This window comes from Actinomycetota bacterium (assembly GCA_005888325.1).
GTDB lineage: Bacteria > Actinomycetota > Acidimicrobiia > Acidimicrobiales > AC-14 > AC-14.
Genome location: VAWU01000011.1, coordinates 13,047 through 31,926 on the forward strand (window position 1 = coordinate 13,047; position 18,880 = coordinate 31,926).

General features: G+C 66.6%; 21 protein-coding genes. 11 read left to right on the forward strand and 10 right to left on the reverse strand.

Annotated elements, in window-relative coordinates; all coding sequences use genetic code 11:
* Positions 1-35: 35 nt before the first annotated feature.
* Positions 36-317, reverse strand: coding sequence for a metal-sensitive transcriptional regulator (locus E6G06_01930; GenBank protein ID TML93525.1), 282 nt, complete (start codon positions 315-317; stop codon positions 36-38).
* Positions 318-397: 80 nt separating this feature from the next.
* Between E6G06_01930 and E6G06_01935 the strand changes: the two genes are divergently transcribed.
* The 5 genes from E6G06_01935 to E6G06_01955 all read left to right on the forward strand — a co-directional run bounded on the left by E6G06_01935 (position 398) and on the right by E6G06_01955 (position 3,553).
* Positions 398-829 carry a nitroreductase family deazaflavin-dependent oxidoreductase gene (locus E6G06_01935; GenBank protein ID TML93526.1) on the forward strand — a complete coding sequence of 144 codons (432 nt, stop codon included), beginning with the start codon at positions 398-400 and terminating at the stop codon, positions 827-829.
* Positions 830-1,040: 211 nt separating this feature from the next.
* The gene (locus E6G06_01940; GenBank protein ID TML93527.1) at positions 1,041-1,820 is read left to right on the forward strand and encodes an enoyl-CoA hydratase/isomerase family protein; all 780 of its coding nucleotides are present in this window, start codon (positions 1,041-1,043) and stop codon (positions 1,818-1,820) included.
* A gap of 10 nt (positions 1,821-1,830) precedes the next feature.
* Positions 1,831-2,712 (forward strand): SDR family oxidoreductase, encoded by an 882-nt coding sequence (locus E6G06_01945; GenBank protein TML93528.1) that lies wholly within the window; start codon positions 1,831-1,833, stop codon positions 2,710-2,712.
* 58 nt (positions 2,713-2,770) lie between these two features.
* The gene (locus E6G06_01950; protein TML93529.1) at positions 2,771-3,067 is read left to right on the forward strand and encodes an antibiotic biosynthesis monooxygenase; all 297 of its coding nucleotides are present in this window, start codon (positions 2,771-2,773) and stop codon (positions 3,065-3,067) included.
* A gap of 63 nt (positions 3,068-3,130) precedes the next feature.
* Positions 3,131-3,553 carry a hypothetical protein gene (locus tag E6G06_01955; protein TML93530.1) on the forward strand — a complete coding sequence of 141 codons (423 nt, stop codon included), beginning with the start codon at positions 3,131-3,133 and terminating at the stop codon, positions 3,551-3,553.
* 41 nt (positions 3,554-3,594) lie between these two features.
* Here the strand turns inward: E6G06_01955 and E6G06_01960 are convergent, their stop codons facing one another.
* The 5 genes from E6G06_01960 to argF all read right to left on the reverse strand — a co-directional run bounded on the left by E6G06_01960 (position 3,595) and on the right by argF (position 10,002).
* Positions 3,595-5,121 (reverse strand): YfcC family protein, encoded by a 1,527-nt coding sequence (locus E6G06_01960; protein TML93531.1) that lies wholly within the window; start codon positions 5,119-5,121, stop codon positions 3,595-3,597.
* 16 nt (positions 5,122-5,137) lie between these two features.
* Positions 5,138-6,661, reverse strand: coding sequence for a Na+/H+ antiporter NhaC (locus E6G06_01965; protein ID TML93532.1), 1,524 nt, complete (start codon positions 6,659-6,661; stop codon positions 5,138-5,140).
* A 164-nt stretch (positions 6,662-6,825) separates the two neighbouring features.
* The gene (locus E6G06_01970; protein ID TML93533.1) at positions 6,826-8,043 is read right to left on the reverse strand and encodes an arginine deiminase; all 1,218 of its coding nucleotides are present in this window, start codon (positions 8,041-8,043) and stop codon (positions 6,826-6,828) included.
* 27 nt (positions 8,044-8,070) lie between these two features.
* On the reverse strand, positions 8,071-8,991 hold the full coding sequence (gene arcC / locus E6G06_01975) for a carbamate kinase (GenBank protein ID TML93534.1): 921 nt from the start codon (positions 8,989-8,991) through the stop codon (positions 8,071-8,073).
* 12 nt (positions 8,992-9,003) lie between these two features.
* Complete coding sequence (argF, locus tag E6G06_01980) at positions 9,004-10,002, reverse strand: ornithine carbamoyltransferase (protein TML93535.1); 999 nt, start codon at positions 10,000-10,002, stop codon at positions 9,004-9,006.
* Positions 10,003-10,180: 178 nt separating this feature from the next.
* Here argF and E6G06_01985 point away from each other — a divergent pair, with 178 nt between their 5' ends.
* A complete protein-coding gene (locus E6G06_01985; protein TML93536.1) occupies positions 10,181-12,970 on the forward strand; it encodes an HAD family hydrolase in 2,790 nt (929 codons plus the stop codon).
* A 78-nt stretch (positions 12,971-13,048) separates the two neighbouring features.
* Entirely contained in the window at positions 13,049-13,474 is a 426-nt protein-coding gene (locus E6G06_01990) for an STAS domain-containing protein (GenBank protein ID TML93537.1), read from the forward strand.
* Here E6G06_01990 and E6G06_01995 read toward each other — a convergent pair.
* Genes E6G06_01995 through E6G06_02005 form a run of 3 tightly spaced genes read right to left on the reverse strand, consistent with a single transcriptional unit; the run spans position 13,471 to position 14,677 of the window.
* Positions 13,471-13,935, reverse strand: a complete 465-nt coding sequence (locus E6G06_01995; protein ID TML93538.1) for a hypothetical protein — start codon at positions 13,933-13,935, stop codon at positions 13,471-13,473. The genes E6G06_01990 and E6G06_01995 overlap by 4 nt on opposite strands.
* A gap of 7 nt (positions 13,936-13,942) precedes the next feature.
* The gene (locus E6G06_02000) at positions 13,943-14,212 is read right to left on the reverse strand and encodes an SHOCT domain-containing protein (protein ID TML93539.1); all 270 of its coding nucleotides are present in this window, start codon (positions 14,210-14,212) and stop codon (positions 13,943-13,945) included.
* A gap of 39 nt (positions 14,213-14,251) precedes the next feature.
* Positions 14,252-14,677 carry a DUF1269 domain-containing protein gene (locus E6G06_02005; protein ID TML93546.1) on the reverse strand — a complete coding sequence of 142 codons (426 nt, stop codon included), beginning with the start codon at positions 14,675-14,677 and terminating at the stop codon, positions 14,252-14,254.
* 223 nt (positions 14,678-14,900) lie between these two features.
* On the opposite strand from E6G06_02005, the gene E6G06_02010 reads away from it, so the two are divergent.
* Positions 14,901-16,088 carry a hypothetical protein gene (locus E6G06_02010; protein TML93540.1) on the forward strand — a complete coding sequence of 396 codons (1,188 nt, stop codon included), beginning with the start codon at positions 14,901-14,903 and terminating at the stop codon, positions 16,086-16,088.
* Positions 16,085-16,636 (forward strand): two pore domain potassium channel family protein, encoded by a 552-nt coding sequence (locus tag E6G06_02015; GenBank protein ID TML93541.1) that lies wholly within the window; start codon positions 16,085-16,087, stop codon positions 16,634-16,636. The genes E6G06_02010 and E6G06_02015 overlap by 4 nt, the downstream gene beginning before the upstream one ends.
* Positions 16,637-16,640: 4 nt before the next feature.
* On the opposite strand, the gene E6G06_02020 is transcribed toward E6G06_02015, so the two are convergent.
* Positions 16,641-17,126 carry an RDD family protein gene (locus E6G06_02020; protein ID TML93542.1) on the reverse strand — a complete coding sequence of 162 codons (486 nt, stop codon included), beginning with the start codon at positions 17,124-17,126 and terminating at the stop codon, positions 16,641-16,643.
* A gap of 113 nt (positions 17,127-17,239) precedes the next feature.
* On the opposite strand from E6G06_02020, the gene E6G06_02025 reads away from it, so the two are divergent.
* Positions 17,240-17,470, forward strand: a complete 231-nt coding sequence (locus tag E6G06_02025) for a hypothetical protein (GenBank protein ID TML93543.1) — start codon at positions 17,240-17,242, stop codon at positions 17,468-17,470.
* 246 nt (positions 17,471-17,716) lie between these two features.
* Entirely contained in the window at positions 17,717-18,808 is a 1,092-nt protein-coding gene (locus tag E6G06_02030) for a hypothetical protein (GenBank protein ID TML93544.1), read from the forward strand.
* The last annotated feature ends 72 nt before the right edge of the window (positions 18,809-18,880 follow it).

Below are 18,880 nucleotides of genomic sequence, written 5' to 3' on the forward strand. Positions count from 1 at the left end.
GCCGGCATGGCCGCCATGGTCGTGCTCTGTCGTCTTCACGCCCGAAGGAGGCGCTCGACCGCGGCCGTCGCCTCGACGAGCTTGCGGTCGGCTTCGGCACCGCCCGCGGCCACGGCTTCGGCAACGCAGTGGCGCAGGTGGTCGTCGAACATGCCGACGGCTACCCGTTGCAGGGCCTTTGTCGCCGCCGACACCTGCGTGAGCACGTCGATGCAGTAGCGGTCGTCGTCGATCATCTGCGCGATGCCGCGCACCTGACCCTCGATGCGGCGCAGGCTGCGCAACAGCTCGTCCTTGTTCATCGCGTATCCGGCCATCTGGATACCATACCCCTGTAGGGTAGGAGAGCAGGACGGTCCAGGCCGGCGCGACGAGCATTGGGTCTAGGGTCGCGGGCGTGCCGAGCGACTTCGGGTTGAAGATGATGAACGCGATCCATCGGGGCGTGCTCAAGGCCAGCGGCGGCCGCCTGGGGTGGGAGGCGAGCAGGATGCCGGTGATCGAGCTCACCACGACCGGCCGCAAGAGCGGCCAGCCCCGTTCGGTGATGCTGACATCGCCGTTCCAGGAAGGGTCGATGATCGTCGTGGTCGCATCGCGCGGCGGCGACGATCACCATCCCGCCTGGTTCCTCAACCTGCGTGACGACCCGAACGTCGAGGTCACCACGAAGGGGCAGCCGAAGCGGCGGATGGTGGCCCGGATCGCAAACGCAGAGGAGCGGGCGCGGTTGTGGCCGCTCGTGACCGCCGATCACAAGAACTATGCCGGGTACCAGACCAAGACCGATCGGGAGATCCCGCTCGTGCTGCTCGAGCCTCCGGTCTGATCCCACAACGCGGAGAGCCGGCCGAGATGCAGCCCGGCGAGCGCATGCTCATTCGCTGTGAAGGTGGACCGTCGACGTCTCGGCTGGAGCGGTACCCTCCGCCGCTCGAGATCGAGGAGCGCGGAGGCATGTACGTGCTCGAGGACGATGGACCACCGGAGCAGTGGCACTACCTGTTCGTGCCGACGCGGCCTCTGCGAGGGAGCTGATCATGACCGACAAGGTCCGCTTGGAGATCGACGGTCCGATCGCCGTCATCACCAACGACAACCCCGAGAAGCACAACGCCTTCGACGACGAGATGGACCTTCGGCTGTTCGAGATCCTCGGCGAGCTCGCGTCTCGCCCGGACGTGAGGGCGGTCGTCTGGCGGGCGGAGGGCAAGTCCTTCTCGTCCGGCCGCGATGTCGCCGCCATCGGAGGCCAACAGGTCGCGTTGACGCACCATCAGCTGATGACCCGGGGACACCGCGGCATTCAACAGGTGTTCGAGCTCGACGCGCCGATCATCGTCGCGTGCAAGGGCTGGTCGATCGGAGCGTCGTTCCAACGGGCCCTGCTGTGTGACATCCGGATCGCCGCCGAGGGTGCCCGATTCATGCTCCCGGAGGTCACTTACGGCGTCATCCCCGACACCGGCGGCGTCGGACGGCTGTTCCAGATCTGCGGCCACGGTGTCGCGAGCGACATGGTGCTCACCGGCCGCGTCATGGACGCCGTCGAGGCGTACTCCCACGGCGTCGTGTCCCGAGTCGTTCCCGCGGACGACCTCGACGCCGTCGCCATGGAGATGGCCCGCAAGGTCGCGGCTGCGCCCGCGGTGACGGTGAAGGTCGCCCGCCGGGTCATCGGGCATCTGGCCGAGGCGGAGATCCGGTCGTCGATGGCGGAGGAGCTCATCGGCCAGACGTTCATCAACCGCTCCGACGACATGGCCGAGCTACGCGCGGCCCGTGCCGAGGGCCGTGACCCCGTCTACACCGGAAGCTGAGGCCACCGCGATGCCTGAACCCATCGGCCTGCCCGAACCCCCTGCGGCCGGTGCCGGCGCGCTCCCGGCGGGCACCTTCGCGGGCACGAGGGTCCTCGTCACCGGTGGCGGGACGGGCCTCGGCAAGGCGACCGCCACGGAGTTCGCCCGCCTCGGGGCGGACATCGTCGTGGCGAGCCGCAACGCGGAGCACCTCGACGCAGGCCGCGAGGCGCTCAGCCCGCTCGGTACGAGGATCGTCACCGTCGAGTGCGACATCCGCGATCCCGGCCAGGTCGCCGCCGCCTTCGATGTGGCCGAGGAGCGGCTCGGGCTCCCCCACGTCCTGGTCAACAACGCGGCGGCGAACTTCCCGGTGCCCGCCGAGGACATGTCCCCGAACGCGTGGCGGAGCGTCGTCGACATCACCCTCAACGGCACGTTCTTCTGCGCGCGTGAGTTCGCCCGCCGCCACCTCGCTGCCGGAACCCCCGGCTCGATCATCAACATCGGCGCGTCCTACGCGTGGACCGGCGGGCCCGGCTTCGCCCACTCCGCCGCGGCGAAGGCCGGCGTGAAGAACATGGTGGAGACGCTGGCCGTCGAGTGGGGCCCGTACGGCATCCAGGTCAACGGGCTCGTGCCCGGGCTGTTCCCCCACGACGACATGACCGCGGACATCAGGGGAAACCTCGACCGCACGAACGAGAAGGACCGCTGCCAGCCCGCCATGCGGGTCGGCCGCCTCCGAGAGCTCGGTTGGGCGGCCACGTTCCTCGCCTCGCCGTACGCGCGGTTCATCTCGGGCCACACGTTGGTCGTCGACGGCGCCAACTGGCAGCGACGCTCCCTCACCAATCCGGAGGTCGTGACCGTCCGCGATCAGATGGGCAGAGGACGGTTCGAGCCATGAGGCGTGATGGCAACGATGCTGCGGGCCATGGGCTCGGCCGCTACGGTTGGGCCGCGTCGTGATCATCGTCACGGGCGTGGTGCACGCCCGACCGGACAACATCGATGCGGTCCTGGCGATCAGCCTCGAGCACGTTCGTCGCTCGCGCCGCGAGCCCGGCTGTCTCCTCCACTCGGTCCACCAGGACGTCGAGGACCCCCTGAAGGTGGTGTTCCTCGAGCATTGGAGAGACCAGGCGGCGCTCGTCACCCACTTCGGCGTGGCGGCGTCGCGGGCGTTCGCCAAAGAGATCACGGCGCTTGCGGATCGGCCGCCGGTCATTGACGTGTACGAAGCCGAGGCGGCCCGGCTCTGACGCTCCGATCGGCTGCGCCGGCACTGTGCAGGAAAGGGTGTCGGGGCGCGCGACGATGAGCACGTGCAAGTCGACGTCGGACCGGTGTCTCGCGCGAGCGCCCGGGCGTGGATCGCGTACGCGAGCGACATCCTCGCGAGCCTGCGCGATCGGCCCGACATCGAGCTCATCGCAGGGGCGCTCGACGCCTTCGCCGCCCAGCTCGACGAGTGGCGGGTGATCGCCGAGCGCGACGAGCCGTTCCGGTGGGTGAGCGATGAGCCGCCCGAGCGCGTCCAGTATCTCGTCAACGCGCTCTACTGGACCGGCACGATCGTCGAGCGCGAAGCCAGCGCCGGCCGGGCGCGCCTTCGTCCACCCGAGGCCGACGAGTTCCACGTCGTGCTCGTGCACGCGGCCCTCACCGCGTTGGAGCGCGAGAGCGAGGCCGACGCCCACTTCGTCCAGGAGCTGCGCGGTTTGTGGGGCATCGCACGACGGGACTGAAGGCGCTTTGCGACCGATCCGCTCTCCTGCTGTAGCAGCGTTCAGACCGCGCCCAGCGCAAGCACAACGAGGCTGAGCACGCCGAGGATGGCGACCAGCGGCCAGACGAACTTCAGGAACGTGCCGTACGGAACCCGTGCGATCGCCAGGCCGCCCATGACGACGGCAGACGTCGGTGTGATGAGGTTCAGGAGCCCTGAAGCGCTCTGATACGCGGTCACGACCAGGCTGCGGTTGGCGCCGGCGAAGTCGGCGAGGGGGGCCATGATCGGCATGGCGACGGTGGCGAGACCCGACGACGACGGGATGAGGAAGCTCAGCGGCAGGAAGAGCAGGAACATGACGACGGCGAACGGGGCCGCTCTGACGTCGCCGAGCGCGGACTCCGCCCAGTGCAAGACCGTGTCGGTGATCTGCCCGTTGTTCATGATCACGGTGATGCCGCGGGCGATGCCGATGATCAAAGCTACGCCGAGGAGATCGCGGGCCCCGTCGACAAACGTGCTCGTCAGCTCGCCCTCTCGCATCCCGCCGATGAGCCCAATGATGATTCCGAAGAGCAGAAACGACGCCGTCATCTCGGGGAACCACCACCACAGCGTGGTGATGTGGATGCCGATGTCGTCCCACGGGATGACGCCGTAGATCATCACGAGGAAGGCGAGGCCGAAGACCGTGAGCACGAGCTTGTGGCGGCCGGTGAGCTCGACGTCAGTGACGCCGTCGCCGGCCGGGGCGCTGAAGTGTGCATCGTTCTCCGCCTTCATCGCGTAGACGAGGGACTTGGTCGGGTCGCGCCGGACGCGTTCGGCGTATCGGAGGACGAATCCGATGCCGATCGCGAGGCCGACCACAACTATGACGACGCGAAGCCCAAGTCCCTCGCTGAGCGGGACGTCGGCGAAGTCGGACGCGATCCCAGTCGCGAACGGGTTGATCGTCGAACCCAGCACGCCGATACCCGCGCCGAGCAGGATCACGGACGCACCCGTCAGCGCGTCGTAGCCGGCGGCGATCATGACGGTGATGATCAGGACGTAGAAGGCGAGGCTCTCCTCGGCCATGCCGAACGTGGTGCCGCCGATCGCGAAGATCGTCATCAAGATCGGGATCATCCACCGCTCGTGGCCCCGAAGCTTGTTCACAAGCCGAGCGATGCCGGCTTGGATGGCGCCCGTCTTCATCGTGACTGCGATGAACCCCCCGATGACGAGGATGAACAGCGCGACGTCGATGGCGCCGAACAGGCTGCCCTTGTTGTAGAAGTCGACGTTGCCGGTGGCGGGGTCTTCGATCCCGTAGAGGCCGTTGATCGGCGCCTTGAGAGCGTCGACGAGGATGCGCGCCGGACTGGAATCAACCTCGTGGTAGGTCCCGGGCATCGGTGAGCCATTCGGGTCGAGCGCGTACCTGCCCGCCGGGATGATCCAGGTTGCGAGTGCGGTGACGACGATCAGCGCAAACAGGATCGTGTATGCGGAAGGGAGCGAGAACCGCCGCTTGTGTCCAGCGGGCGGCGGCGGCTCGGGGATCTTTGCGCCGGGGGCCGTCTCCAGATCGGTGGCCATGGCGGTTCTCCTCGTGTCAGACGGCGGTGGCGGTAGAGGTTGCGGTTGCCGGCGGTGATGGCGCGTCGTCCGCCGCGGCGAGACGTTCGACCTTGAACCCGGCGAGGGCGTAGCCGATGGCGATGACGGGGTTGAAGATGTTGAAGAGCGCCCACGGCGCGTACTGCATCGTCGAAACGTTCAAGACTCCGGTCATGTACGCGCCACAGCTGTTCCATGGCACCAGCACGGACGTGACCGTCCCGGTGTCCTCGACCGTGCGCGACAGCATCCGCGGAGCGAGGCCGTGCTCGGCGAACTGATTCCGGAAGACCCGACTCGGGAGGACGTCGGCAACGTATTGATCCCCAGCGACGACGTTGAGTCCAATGCAGGTCCCCGCCACAGTGATGATCAGCCGTGCTGCCGAGCGCGCCCGGGCAACCAAGGGCGAGATCAGGCGGGTGAGCAGCCCGGCGTGTTCCATGATCGCGGCGAAGCTGAGCGCTCCGAGAATCAACCAGACAGTTGTGAGCATGCTCGCCATTCCGCCGCGAGAGAAGAGGTCGTCGATCGTCTTGTTGCCGCTGGTGGAGACGAAGCCGTTGGCCATGGCCTTGTAGGTCGCCTCGATGCCGTTCAGGAAGCTGCCCTGCCCGGGCTTGGCCACGAAGGCTCGCACCACGTCGGACTGGGTGAAGGAGGCGAGCGCACCGGTGAGTACCGCCGTTCCGAAGATGGCGAGGAACGGTGGCACCCGTCGTACGGCGAGCACGATCAGCAAGACAATTGGCAAGAGATTGAGCGGCGAGATCGTGAAGACCGCATCGAGCGCGTCCCGCGCGACGTTGGTGTCGATCGCCGAGCCGGCCGTGTCGGTGGTGAAGCCGAGGACGGTGAAGACCGCCAGCGCCAGCAGAAAGGAGGGTACGACGGTCCACATCATCCCGCGGATGTGCTCGTTGGTCGTCACGCCGCCGACCAGGCTGGGGACGAGCACGGTGGTTTCCGAGAGCGGCGACATCTTGTCACCCATGTAGGCGCCGGAGATGATGGCGCCGGCAGCGACCGTGGAGGACACCCCCAGGATCGGCGCCATGCCGATGAAGGCGACTCCGAGTGTTCCCGCGGTGGTCCACGAACTGCCGGTCACCATGCCCACGGCAGCGCAGATCACCGCGACCGCGGCGTAGAAGATGGCGGGGCGGAGCAGTTCAATGCCGTACGCGACGACGGTCGGGATCGTCCCCGCGAGGTTCCACGTGCCGATCAACGCGCCGACGGCGAGCAGAATGTAGACGGCACCCATTGCCGAGCTCACGCCGCCGATGGCCGCCTCACTGATCGCGGCGCTGGTGTGGCCGTTTTTCAGCGCGATCAATCCCGCCACGAGTGCGCTCGCGAACAGCGCCACTTGGAGCGGGCCATCCGTCGCCCCGATGCCGAACAGAACGATCGTCAGGCTGAGCAGCACGACAAGCGTGATCATCGGGATCAGCGCATCGGAGAGGCTCGGCGGGCGCGGCGCGGCCGGACCGGGGTCGTCGATTGGCAGGTTCATCGTCTAGGCCGATCTGCTGACGAGTGCGAGGGCCGCGAGATGGCCCCGATCCGGCGACCGGCGGAGGCCGTCCTGCGGGCCACGCGCGTACGCGATCAGTCCGACGAGCGCGAGCGCGAGCGCTACGACGAGGATCCAGCGAGAAGCAGATGAGTCGAGCATTGCTACACCGGGTCCCGCAGAAGCGGGCAGGTCATACAATGCCCGCCGCCTCGGCCCTTGCCGAGCTCGAAACCCGCGATCTCGATCACCTCTACTCCCGCGGCGCGCATCTTCGAGATCGTGTAGGTGTTGCGCTCGTACGCAATGACGACTCCGGGCTCCAGGGCGACGACGTTGTTGCCGTCGTCCCACTGCTCGCGCTCCTGCTGGTACTGGTCGCCACCGGTCTCGACGACGGTCAGCTTGCTTAGGAAGTCGCGCTCCTTAGTCACGTGGAAGTCACCCTCGCTCGTGCCCGGCCGGAGGCTGATGGCGCGGATGTCCTGGAGCACTTTGGGAAAGGCGGTGGCCTTGTCCCGGTCGAGCAGGGTGAACACCGTGTCGAGATGCATGTGGGCCCTGTCCCTCGACATCACGCACGCGATGACCCGTTCGGCGGCCTCGTGTGTGAAGAGGGCGTGCGCGATCTCCTCGATCATCCGGCCCTGCGAGCGCTCGCTCATCCCGATCAGCACGGTGCCGTTGCCGATCGGCATCACGTCGCCACCTTCGAGGGACGCCAGTCCGAAGTCGACGATGTTCAGCCGCCCGTCGTCGCCCAAGGGGGGATACCAGTAGTTGAACGGGGCGTCCCGAAACATGGGGTGCCCCTGGTAGATCGCACCGACGTTGTAGGCCTCGCGGCGGCGCGCCGGCCAGTACATGGGGTTGATCGATACGCCGCCGTAGATCCAACAAGACGAATCGCGGGTGAAGAGCGTGTTGGGGAGGGGCGGCAGGATGAACTGTGAGGTGTCGTCAAGGGCGGCACCGATGATCGACAGGTCGAGGTCCGCCTCTGCCACCGTCAGCCCACCGACGAGATGCTGGGCGAGCTGATCCGCCTCCATCTCCCACAGGACAGCGCGGATCTCGTCGACCAGCGACCACCCGACGGTGTACTCGGATACGACCAGCGCGATCAGGCGCTTGCGCGCCTCATCGCTGGCGGCGAGCGCCTCGCCCAGGAGCTCCAGGAGCAGGTAGACCTCGACACCGCGCTCGCGCATTCGAGCGACGAACTGATCGTGCTCATACTGGGCGCGCTCGACCCAGAGGACGTCGTCGAAAAGCAGATCGTCGTGGTTCGATGGCGTGAGGCGTCGGAGGCTGAGCTCGGGGCGGTGGACCATGACCTTGCGAAGCCTTCCAACCTCCGAGTGGACGCCGAGCTCGCTCAACGTGGTCCTCCCTTCTCCTTGCTCGAGCTACGCCGACGCGGCTACGACGTTGGTGCCCGCGGCACCTTCGACGATCTTTTCGATGTCTTCCAGCGCTCCGATCGCAGCTCTCTTTCCCGTGCCCTCGACGAACCGGGCGGCGGCCTCGACCTTCGGGCCCATGGAGCCGGCCGCGAAGTTCATGGCCCGCAACTCGTCTGGGGTCACTTCGTCGAGCCGCCGCTGGTCGGGGGTACCCCAGGCCGTGTACACACCGTCGACGTCTGTCGCCATCACAAAGAGGTCGGCGCCGACCTCGCGGGCGAGCAGCTCGCTGGCGAAGTCCTTGTCGATCACGGCCTCCACGCCACCCAGGACGCGGCCCTCGTTCGGAACCCACATCGTGGGGATCCCGCCGCCTCCGGCGCAGATGACGACGACGTCGTGGTCGAGCAACCAGCGGATCGGGCGGATCTCGAAGATGCGTTTCGGCGCAGGTGACGGGACGACCCGCCGGAGGTAGTCGCCATCGGGCTTGAAAACCCACCCGTTCTCCGCAGCCAGCGCGCCTGCCTGTTCGGCGCTGTACACGGGCCCGACGAACTTGGTGGGATCAGCAAAGGCGGGGTCGTCGGCGTCAACCTCGATCATCGTGAGGATGGTGGCGAAGGGTTTGTCTGCCGGCAGGAGGTTCCCGAGCTCCTGCTCGATCATGTATCCGATCATCCCCTCGGTCTCCGCGCCGAGGACGTCGAGGGGATAGGCCTCGACGTCCTCGTACGCAGCGGCCTGGAGCGCGAGCAACCCGACCTGCGGTCCGTTCCCGTGTGACAGCACGAGCTGGTGTCGTTCGGCAACGGGCGCGAGCGCCTCGGCGGCGACATAGACGTTGCTCCTCTGCGCGCCGGCCGTCATTGACTCGCCCCGCTTGAGGAGGGCGTTACCACCGAGGGCGACGAGGACCCGCATCGTCAACGCTCCTCATGTTCCGATCGTCGCGACCATGACTGCCTTGATGGTGTGCAGACGGTTCTCGGCCTGGTCGAAGACGATGGAGCGCGGCGATTCGAAGACGTCGTCAGTGACCTCGAGGCCGTCGAGCCCGAACTCCTGGAAGATCTCCTCGCCGACCGTTGTCTCCCGGTTGTGGAACGCGGGGAGGCAATGAAGGAACTTGACGTCGGCATTGCCGGTGCGCCGCACGACGTCGGTGTTGACCTGGTACGGGCGGAGAACCTCGATGCGCTGTCCCCACTTCGAGGCGTCCTCGCCCATCGACAACCAGACGTCGGTGTAGAGGAAGTCGACGCCGCGCACGCCCTCGTCGACGTCGACGGTCACCGTGAGGCGGGCGCCAGTCTCCTCTGCGATCTGCCGGCAGGTCTTCACCAGGTCGTCCGCCGGCCACAACTGTTCCGGCGCGGCGAGGCGGACGTCCATCCCGAGCTTGCACCCGGCGACCATGAGCGAGTTGCCCATGTTGTTCCTGGCGTCCCCGAGGAAGCAGTACGCGATCTCGGTCAGGTGCTTGTTGCTGTGCTCGGTCATCGTCAGCATGTCCGCGAGAATCTGCGTGGGGTGGAACTCGTCGGTCAGTCCGTTCCACACGGGCACGCCCGAGTACAGCGCGAGGCTCTCGACGGTCTCCTGTGCGAACCCGCGGTACTCGATTCCGTCAAAGGTGCGGCCCAGAACTCGAGCGGTGTCCTTCATCGACTCCTTGTGCCCGATCTGCGACCCACTGGGTCCCAGGTACGTCACGTGGGCGCCCTGGTCGTACGCCGCGACCTCGAACGATGTCATCGTGCGGGTCGAGCTCTTCTCGAAGATCAGCGCGATCTCCTTGCCTTCCAAGCATTGGCGTTCGTAGCCGCCGTACTTGGCCGCCTTCAGGTCGGCCGCCAGCTTCAGGAGGAAGCGCAGCTCGTCGGACGTGAAGTCGAGCTCCTTGACGAAGCTACGGCCATGCAGGTTGAACATCCAGACCACCTCTGCGCACGAAATCGAGTCGGCTCAGCTGACTATCGAGCGATTGACGTCGGCTGCGCATCATCCCGAATGGGTGATGGAGCACGACCGATCCGGCGCGACGCTCGGCAGGGCGGAGGGTTGACACCCCACGCACGAACGCGTCGAAGCCTGACCGAGAGGAACGTCGATGACCACAACCTCCGTATCGAGCCTGGGAACCGAGGCGAAGCCCAAAGAGCCGGATTGGCACACCGTCGCCGTCGTTGATGTCCTCGAGCTGGAGGGTGTCGACGAGCACGAGGGCTTGACTTCGGCCGAGGCAGCGTCGCGGCGCGAGCGCCACGGGGCGAACCGAATGGCTGAAGCCCCGAAAGAGCCTCGCTGGCACGCATTTGCTCGCCAATACGCCGATCCCATGCAGATTGTCCTGCTCGTCGCGGGGCTGCTGTCGCTCTGGCCCGTCAAGCAGTACGGGACCGCCCTCGTGATCCTGGGCCTCACGTTGCTCAACGCAATCATTGGCCTTCACCAGGAAGGGAAGGCGGCGGCGGCGGTCGACGCACTGCAGAAGATGATGATCGTCAAGGCCAAGGTGCGCCGTGACGGCGCGGTGACCGAGCTACCCGCCGAGGAGCTCGTCCCCGGTGACGTCGTCTCCCTCGAGGCAGGTGACGTGGTGCCGGCGGATGGCCGGATCACGCACGCCGCCACGCTGGAAGTCGCGGAGTCGGCGCTCACCGGCGAGAGCCTCCCGGTGTCGAAGGGCGTCGACCCGGTCGAGTCACCGGAGACACCCCTTGGCGACCGCAGCGACATGGTCTACATGAACACCAGCGTCACGCGCGGCAGCGGGGAGTTCGTGGTCACCGCCACGGGGATGGCGACGGAGGTCGGTCACATCTCGGGCATGCTGCAGGCCACACACGACGAGAAGACCCCGCTGACCCGCCAGCTCGACACGCTGACGAACCAGATTCTCGTAATCGGCGGCGCGGCACTGATCGTCTCGATGGCGATCAACCTCGCGCGTGGCGACAACTTCACGGTGGTGTTCACGGCTGCCGTCGCGTTCGCCATCTCGGCGATCCCCACCGGCCTGCCCGCTGTCGTCACGACCATCTTGTCGATGGGCACGCAGCTGCTGGCCGGGGCGGGGGCCATCATGAAACGCCTGCGCTCGACGGAGACCCTCGGATCCACCTCGGCAATCAACTCCGACAAGACCGGCACGTTGACCCTGAACCAGATGACCGCAGTCGAGCTCGCAGTCGTCGGTCGGCGCTTCTCCATCACCGGTACCGGCTATTCGACCGAAGGAAGAGTCACCCGGACTGCAGGGGTCGACGACATGCCTCTCGAGCCGTTCCTCTTGCCAATGGCGCTCGCATCAGACGCCGTCCTCAACGATGGTGAGCTGATCGGTGACCCGACGGAGGGAGCGCTGATCGTGCTGGCCGAGAAAGGGGGAATCGATGTCGTCGCCACGAGGCAACAGCACCCGAGGGTCGCCGAGCTCCCTTTCGACGCGGAATACAAGCTCATGGCCACGTTCCATGAGGTGACCGACGAGCGCGGTCGCGACGTCGTCCGGTGCTTCGTCAAGGGCGCGCCCGACCAGCTCCTCGCTCGTGCTGCCTTCGCGGTGGGCGCCGACGCCGACCCATTCCCGGTGGACGACGAAGGCCGAAGGCGCTACCTCGCCGAGAACCAGCGTCTCGCGGAGAAGGGCCTCCGGGTGATGGCCACCGCTCGCAAGGACTTCGACCCGGCCACGTTCGATCCGGACGCAGATCTGCTGCCGCTCATCGACGGTCTCACACTCCTGGCCCTCGTCGGCATCGTCGATCCGCCCCGGCCTCAGGCCAAGGCCGCCATCGCCACGGCCAGGCAGGCGGGGATCCAGATCCGCATGATCACTGGCGACCACGCGGTGACGGCCAAGGCCATCGGCGACCACCTCGGCATCGAAGGGCGCGCGATCACTGGCGCCGAGTTCGCCGCCATGCCCGATGATCAGTTGCTCGACGAGATCGACGGAATCGGCGTCATCGCCCGGGTCAGTCCGGAGGACAAAGTCCGGCTCGTCGACATCCTCAAGCGCACGGGCCACATCGTCGCGATGACCGGTGACGGCGTGAACGATGCCCCCGCGCTGAAGAAGGCTGACATCGGGATCGCGATGGGGATCACCGGCACCGAGGTGTCGAAGGAGGCGGCGGTGATGATCCTCACCGACGACAACTTCTCCACGATCGTGAAGGCGGTCGAGATCGGCCGCGGTCTCTACGAGAACCTCAAGAAGTACATCCGGTTCCAGATCGCGGTGCTACTGGGCTTCATCGTGGCGTTCCTCGGCGCGAGCATCCTCAACATCGCCGACGGCGTACCGTTCCTCCCACTCCAGACGCTCTGGCTCAACTTCACGACCGACCTGTTCCTCGCGATCGGCCTCGGCTACGGGGCGGCTGCGGGAGGTCTGATGCAGCGGCGGCCGAGGGCGGCGGATGAAGCGGTGCTACCGAGACCGCTGCTCGTCTGGCTGGCCGTCGTCGGGCTGATCATGGGGGTGATCACGCTCTCCGTGATCTCGTGGGCGACCGATCCGCACGGGCTGGTCTTGGCGCGCACCATGGGGTTGACGACGTTCGCACTCTCGCATGTCTTCTTTGCCGTGGCGACCAAGGACGAGCGCCGGTCTTTGTTCAACCTCGACACGTTCGCTGACAAGCCGCTCCTCGTGTCGATCGGCGTTGCCCTCGCCAGCATCATCCTCACCACCTCGTTCGCTCCATTCCAACGGCTGCTCCAGACGACCGATCTCGAGATGCCGCAATGGTTGGTGTGCATCGGTGCCGCACTCCTTGTGCCCGCGGTGTCCGAGATCCGTAAGGCAATCATCCGCCGGCCCATCGACACGGCCACCGAGCCACCGACCGCGGCGGCCGCAGGTGACGCGGCGATGGCATCCGCTGCCTAGGTGGGATAGGGCCTAGTCGCCAGAACCACCCCCGGAGGGTGACGCCGTGCTCACGCAAGCGGTTCAGGCTGAGTCGAGATGAACTCATCTCGATATGTCAACGCGGAGATCGACATACCCCCACATGATCCGCCCAGCGGAGCGATCGTCTGTCGACTCGAGGGAGAGCTCGTGGCGGCCAGCGCCGCGCAAACCCGAGAGGCGATGACGTCACTCCTCAGTGAGGACCAAGTGGTGCTGGACCTGTCCGGAACGTGGTTCATCGACTCGGCCGGCCTGGGCGCGCTGATCGGTGGTGTCCGTCGCATTCGCGAGCATGGAGGGCGTGTCGTGGTGTCTTCCTGTCGACCTGGGGTCGAGCGGCTGCTGCGCATGGTCGGTTTCGATCGGGTGGTCCCGGTGGTGCACAACCTCGACCAAGCGCGTGCTGTGTTGGATGCAACGCCCCTGCGTTCGATTCGTATCGACGCAGGAGGGGGTTCAGCGACGCCACGTGGGCGCTAGCGTTCGCGGGCGTCGACGCTCGGGGCGAACGACCGGGGCGCGGATGGCGCGGAGGCCCGGTCATCTGCGCGTTGCTCGCGCTGGGAACCTTCGATTGCCGCCAGGTACCGATCCTGGGTCTCCGCGCGTTCCAGGGATGCGATTCTGCGAGCGAACCAGTCGACGAGCGCGTGGACGGCGAGAGCAGCGATCGAATAGGCGATCATGCCGAACAACAGCGACGCGTCGAACACCGAGCGGTCGCTGACCTGCGTCGCAGGGAAGATTCCGCGAAAGGGCTCCATGATCCGCCCCGCCGACCGGTAGATCCACTCGGTGAAGTCGGTGGCCGGGTTCGCTCCCAGCAGCCGGAGGGAGAATGCCATGGTCAGGATAACGAGGAACGAAAGGACCACGCCATAGACGAAACCGGCGACGATCTTGCCGGCCGTCAGGATCCAGTGCTTCGACTCGGGATCCACAGGGGCGTCAGCCGAGGATCTTCTTTTTCTGGACCGCGAACTCAGCTTCACTGAGGACGCCCTGATTCTTGAGCTCGGCCAGCTCCTTCAGCTGCGCGATCGGATCGACGGCAGTCGCCGCCGGCGCGGCCTGGGGCGGCGGCGGCGGCTGCTCGTAGTAGGACTGCTCCTGTTGCGCCCATCGATTCGTCTGCCGACGGGAGACACGGTTGGAGACCGCGGTTGCCGTACCGGCGACGACGGCAGTCCGGGCAACCCCTCGTAGAAGTCCAGGCATGGTTTGTCCTCTCTTGGTCGTGCCGGTTCTGCGTGCCGGTCAGCGGCCCGCAGCTTCGGCCGCGCCGAGTGACGCTGCGATGTCGTCGAGCGGGATGTATCCCGCAGCCACCAACTCGGAGCCGCCCTGGCGCAGAGCCTGGGTGAACTGGGTGGCCCAGCGGTTCTCGAAGATCAAGATCGCCGCGGATGAGCCGGGCTCGATCACGGATGCGCCGTCGGCGGCGTCGCTCTCGTCGAGGAGGCCCGAAGACGCTCCTTCGAACACCGCGAGATCGAGGTCGCCGTCGTCATCGATGTCCGCGAGCGCCATGGCTCGAACCGAGCCATCGAGGTCGCGCGTCGCGAACAGTAGATCGAGAACTCGTATCACGCCGCGATCGACCAGATCGATCAGTTCTGCGAATCCTTGTCCGGTCATCTTGTTGCCGGGGAACTCGACGATGAGATAGCTGATCGGGCCCATATCGTTTCCGTTGCTTGCCATCGCCTGACCACCTCGGCCGATCCTCGCGAGCGTGCGTTCTGAAGCCAAGATCTCATCTCGATCTGGGGATCGCATCACCCTCGCGGGATGATGCGACCGGCGCTACCGGACGGAACGCTGCGAAGCGCATGTCGCGAGACGGACCGAAACTGAACGCGTCGAGAACTTGCACCGAGTGCACCCTCTCAGGTTCCTCTCTCGGATGGATGCGCTGACGGTTCCCGTCACGAGGCCACCCGCTCATGGCCTGCGTGAGCGGGTTCGGCGAGCGCGTGCGCGCGTCGCTCATGCTGTTTCATGGACGCCTCCGACTTCCACCGAGATCGGTGTCGTGGCCAAGTCCGCGTTCGCGGCAGGCGTTGCCTGGGGGGTCGCTCGAATCGTGACGGAGGTGCCGCAACCGGTGCTCGCGTCGCTGACGGCGCTCGTGGTCGTGCAGGTGTCGGTGCGAGCATCCCTCCGCACGGCCATCGAGCGAAGCATCGCCGTGGTGCTCGGCGTGCTGCTCGCCCTGGCGATCGGAGACGCGATCGATTTGAACGGCCTGAGCGTCGGTCTGCTTCTCGCTGGGTCCCTCGGCGTCGCCCAACTGGTGTTGCGACTGCCAGCCTCGGCGGCACGGCAGGTGCCGGTCAGCATTCTCATCGTGCTCACGACGGTGACGTCGAGTCAGGCGAGCTATGGCTGGCAGCGAGCTCTCGAGACCGTCGTGGGGGCCGCGATCGGCGTCGCGGTATCGCTCATCCTGCCGGCGTCGCGGTTGGTCGATGCCTCGCATACCCTGCACCGCCTCGCGGTCGGCCTCGGTGGTGTCCTGGATGCCATGGGCTCCGGATTGCGACAATCGTGGTCCGTCGGGGAGACCGAGGCATGGCGCCGGACCGCGCGTATCGTGCGCAGTCGTCTGGTCAGCGAGGCCGCCGAGGCCGTCGGCAACAGCCGCGAGGCCGCCCGGTGGAACGTTCGCGATCGCGGGCATGTCGACGTCTTGCGGCGTTACGAGCTCGTGTTGGCGCGCCTCGAACGGACCGCCATCGGCGTGTCGGTCATCTCGCGCGGCCTTGACGACCACGCCCGGGTGGCCGGTACAACGCATCGAGCCATGCCCGCGATGGGCTCGCTCTTGATCGCGCTGGCGGACGCGGTGCGAACCCTGATGGACGCAGTGTTGGGGGTGTCGGACAGCACCGACGTCGCTCGATCACTCGAGAAGGTCCGGGCGAGGCGGGCGCAGTGTATGAGGGGCGCGTTCCGCCGGGCCCGCACGGCGCTCGAGCATCAGGCCGAGCCTGACGGCTTCGAGATGGAAAGTGAGTGGCTGGGGTATGCGGCCCTGCTGGTTCAGGTGGACCGGATCGTCGGCGACCTGAGCGCGCCGGTTCCGGCATGAACGCCTATCGGTCTTCGGGATCGCACCCGAACGCGAATCGTCTGGTTGAGGCTCGCGGGATGCGACACTGGGTCGAGACCGCGGCGCTCGCAGGCGCCCTTGTCGTCTGCTACTACGTCTTGCCACTCGACGGGCGGCTGTGGTTCGTCGGAGTCGGTCTGGGGGCGGCCGTGATCGTCGGTATCGTCCCACTGGGCCTTCGGCAGACTCGCTTGATACTGACGTCGAGTCGTCCGCTGGCTGCATCCGTGCGGGCGATCACCGTGCTCATCGTCGTCGCCGTCCTCGGGTTCGCCTCGAGCTACTACGCATTGAGCTCGCACTTTCCTGGACAACTCTCAGGGATCGAGACCAAGACCGACGCTTTGTACTTCACCGTTGTGATGCTCGGAACCGTCGGTTTCGGGGACATCACTCCCACGGGGCAAGTCGCGCGTGCTCTGACGACGATCAACATCTTGTTCAACCTCGCGCTCGTCGCCACGACCGTAAGGGTGGTCACTTGGGCCGCGCAGCGCCGGGTGGGCGAGCGCCACGATCCGCACTAGTAGCTCAAGTCTGGCCGGCGCCCGCTTGCCAGGCGTAGACCACCGCCGTGCCGGCAATGAGGTCGTGCAGCGCGCGATGGTCCCGGCGAGCAACGATCAAGATGAAGCCTAGCCCGACGAGCAGGAGGCTCACGGGAAAGACGATGACTCGTGCAGCGGCCCGGCCCGCGCTGAGGTCGCTGCCGTCATTCCTGACGGCGCGGAGACCCAGAATCGCCATGCCGAATGTCCGGCCCGTCACCCCCAACGGGTACGCGCAATAGGCAAACGCCCACACGATCAGGGCGATGGAGGAAACAAGCTGCGAATCGGACAGGCGCACTTCCCTCCCAAGGAAGAGCGGGAGTAGGCGCTCGACGACTGCACTACCCAATGCAAAAGTCGCGGCAATGCTGATGAAGTCGACAGCGAAGGCGACACTGCGTGTCGCAACGCCGGCGTACTGGCCGTCAAAGCTCAGCTCGGGATCGGGCGGTGCGACCGCGCTCATCGCACTCGCAACTCCGGGCTGTTGACCCCGAACGGCGGGCTGCTCGGTCGACGTTCACGTCTGCGAAGCAATCGGTTCGTCCAGCGATCGACGAGGCCGTCGAGGCCTAGGCCTTGTCGGCGAACGATGTCGAGAGTCTGGCCCACGAGCGCTCCACCGGAACGGGTGATGACCGCAGCGAGCTCGGTCTGCGCGAGAAGGGCGTTGACATCAACTCGTGCCAGCAAGGCGTCGATGTCGACCTTCGCGAGCACGACGTCCAGATCGATTCGTTCGATCAAGCGGCTGACGTCGACGCGGTCGACGATCTCCTGGATGTCGAGGCGCTGAACCACCTCGTCTAGGTCAAGCGCGTCGACGACCCCGGGGACCACCTCGTTCGCCACCGACTGGACGAACTCGCCTGTGCTTTCGCGCAGCGTCTCGAAGATGGTATGCCGCGACCGCCGGGGTCTGCGTTGAACGGGCCGGCGAGGAGCCACAGCTGTCAGTGTGAGTGGTGACCCTCTCCTCCGCATCACTCTGAACGGGTGACGCCAACCACCCCAAGCCTTGGCACAAAATGCACGGGAGGGAAAGGTTCTGACGTGATGAACATCCGTTTGAGCCCGTTCGAAGCGATCATCTGGCGGGCGGGTCAGGATGCGACGCTGCGGCTGAACGTCGGCGCGTTGTTCCTCCTCGATCGGGCGCCCAAGTACGAGGAGCTCGTCGAGCGTGTGAGGGCGGTTGTCGAACAAGCTCCGAGGCTGCAGTGGTTGCCCGACGACCCGACGTTCTCCCGGATCCGGCCGGTCTGGGTCGAAGAAGTCACTCCCGACGTCGAGAACCATGTCCGGTCGGCCGAGGTGGCGCCGCCGGGTTCCATACGACAGGTCCTCGATCTGATCACGCTGCTCGAGGTGGTGCCGTTCGATCCGGAGAGATCGCCCTGGGACGTGACGCTGGTCCACGGGTTCGAAGCAGACCGGGCTGCTCTCTACCTGAGGGCCCACCACGTCCTCACTGACGGCATCGGCGGTGTCGGCCTTGTCGAAGGTCTTCTCGACCACCCCGACGGGAGAACGCCGGTGCCCACGCCTCGCGCGAATCGCCGGAACTGGTCCGAGGGAGCTTCCGATGACTCCGACACCGGGGTTGCGCGCCGACCTGGGACCATCACGATCGACGTGGGCCGTGTCGTCCGGTCCTGGTCGGCCGGGATCGACGTTGCCCGGGACGTGCAACCCCTCGAGACGGTCGTCCGCGGCTTCCAGCGCGGACTCGACTTGGCGAACTCCGTGTCGCGGCAGGTCATCGTCACCGGTGGCCCGCTCTCACCGTCGCCGCCCGCGCACTCGATGCTCAGCCGCTTCGATGTCGTCTCTGTGGACGACGCCCGCCACACGGCGTGCGCCCTGGGCGGCAGCCGCAACGATCTTCTCGTCGTGGCGGCGGCCGCGGCGCTGGGGCTGTACTACGAACGATCGGGCAAGTCTTGCCCGAAGGTGCGCGTCGCCATGCCCGCACGCCGGACGCGCGACGGCACCTCTGGTGGCAACTGGTTCGCACCCGCCCGCCTCGAGGTGCCGGCGACTCCCGACCGCCCCCAACGCCTGCGGTCTCAGGGGGTCAACGCAACGCCTCGTCGAGTGATTGAGATGGTGACCTCCATCCGAGAGTTTGTCGAGGCCGGCCGTTGAGTTCTGATGCGACCCCGTCGAGGTCGGCCTGTGTGTAGTGCGCGATCTCTGAGCGTTTGGGGAAGTACTGGC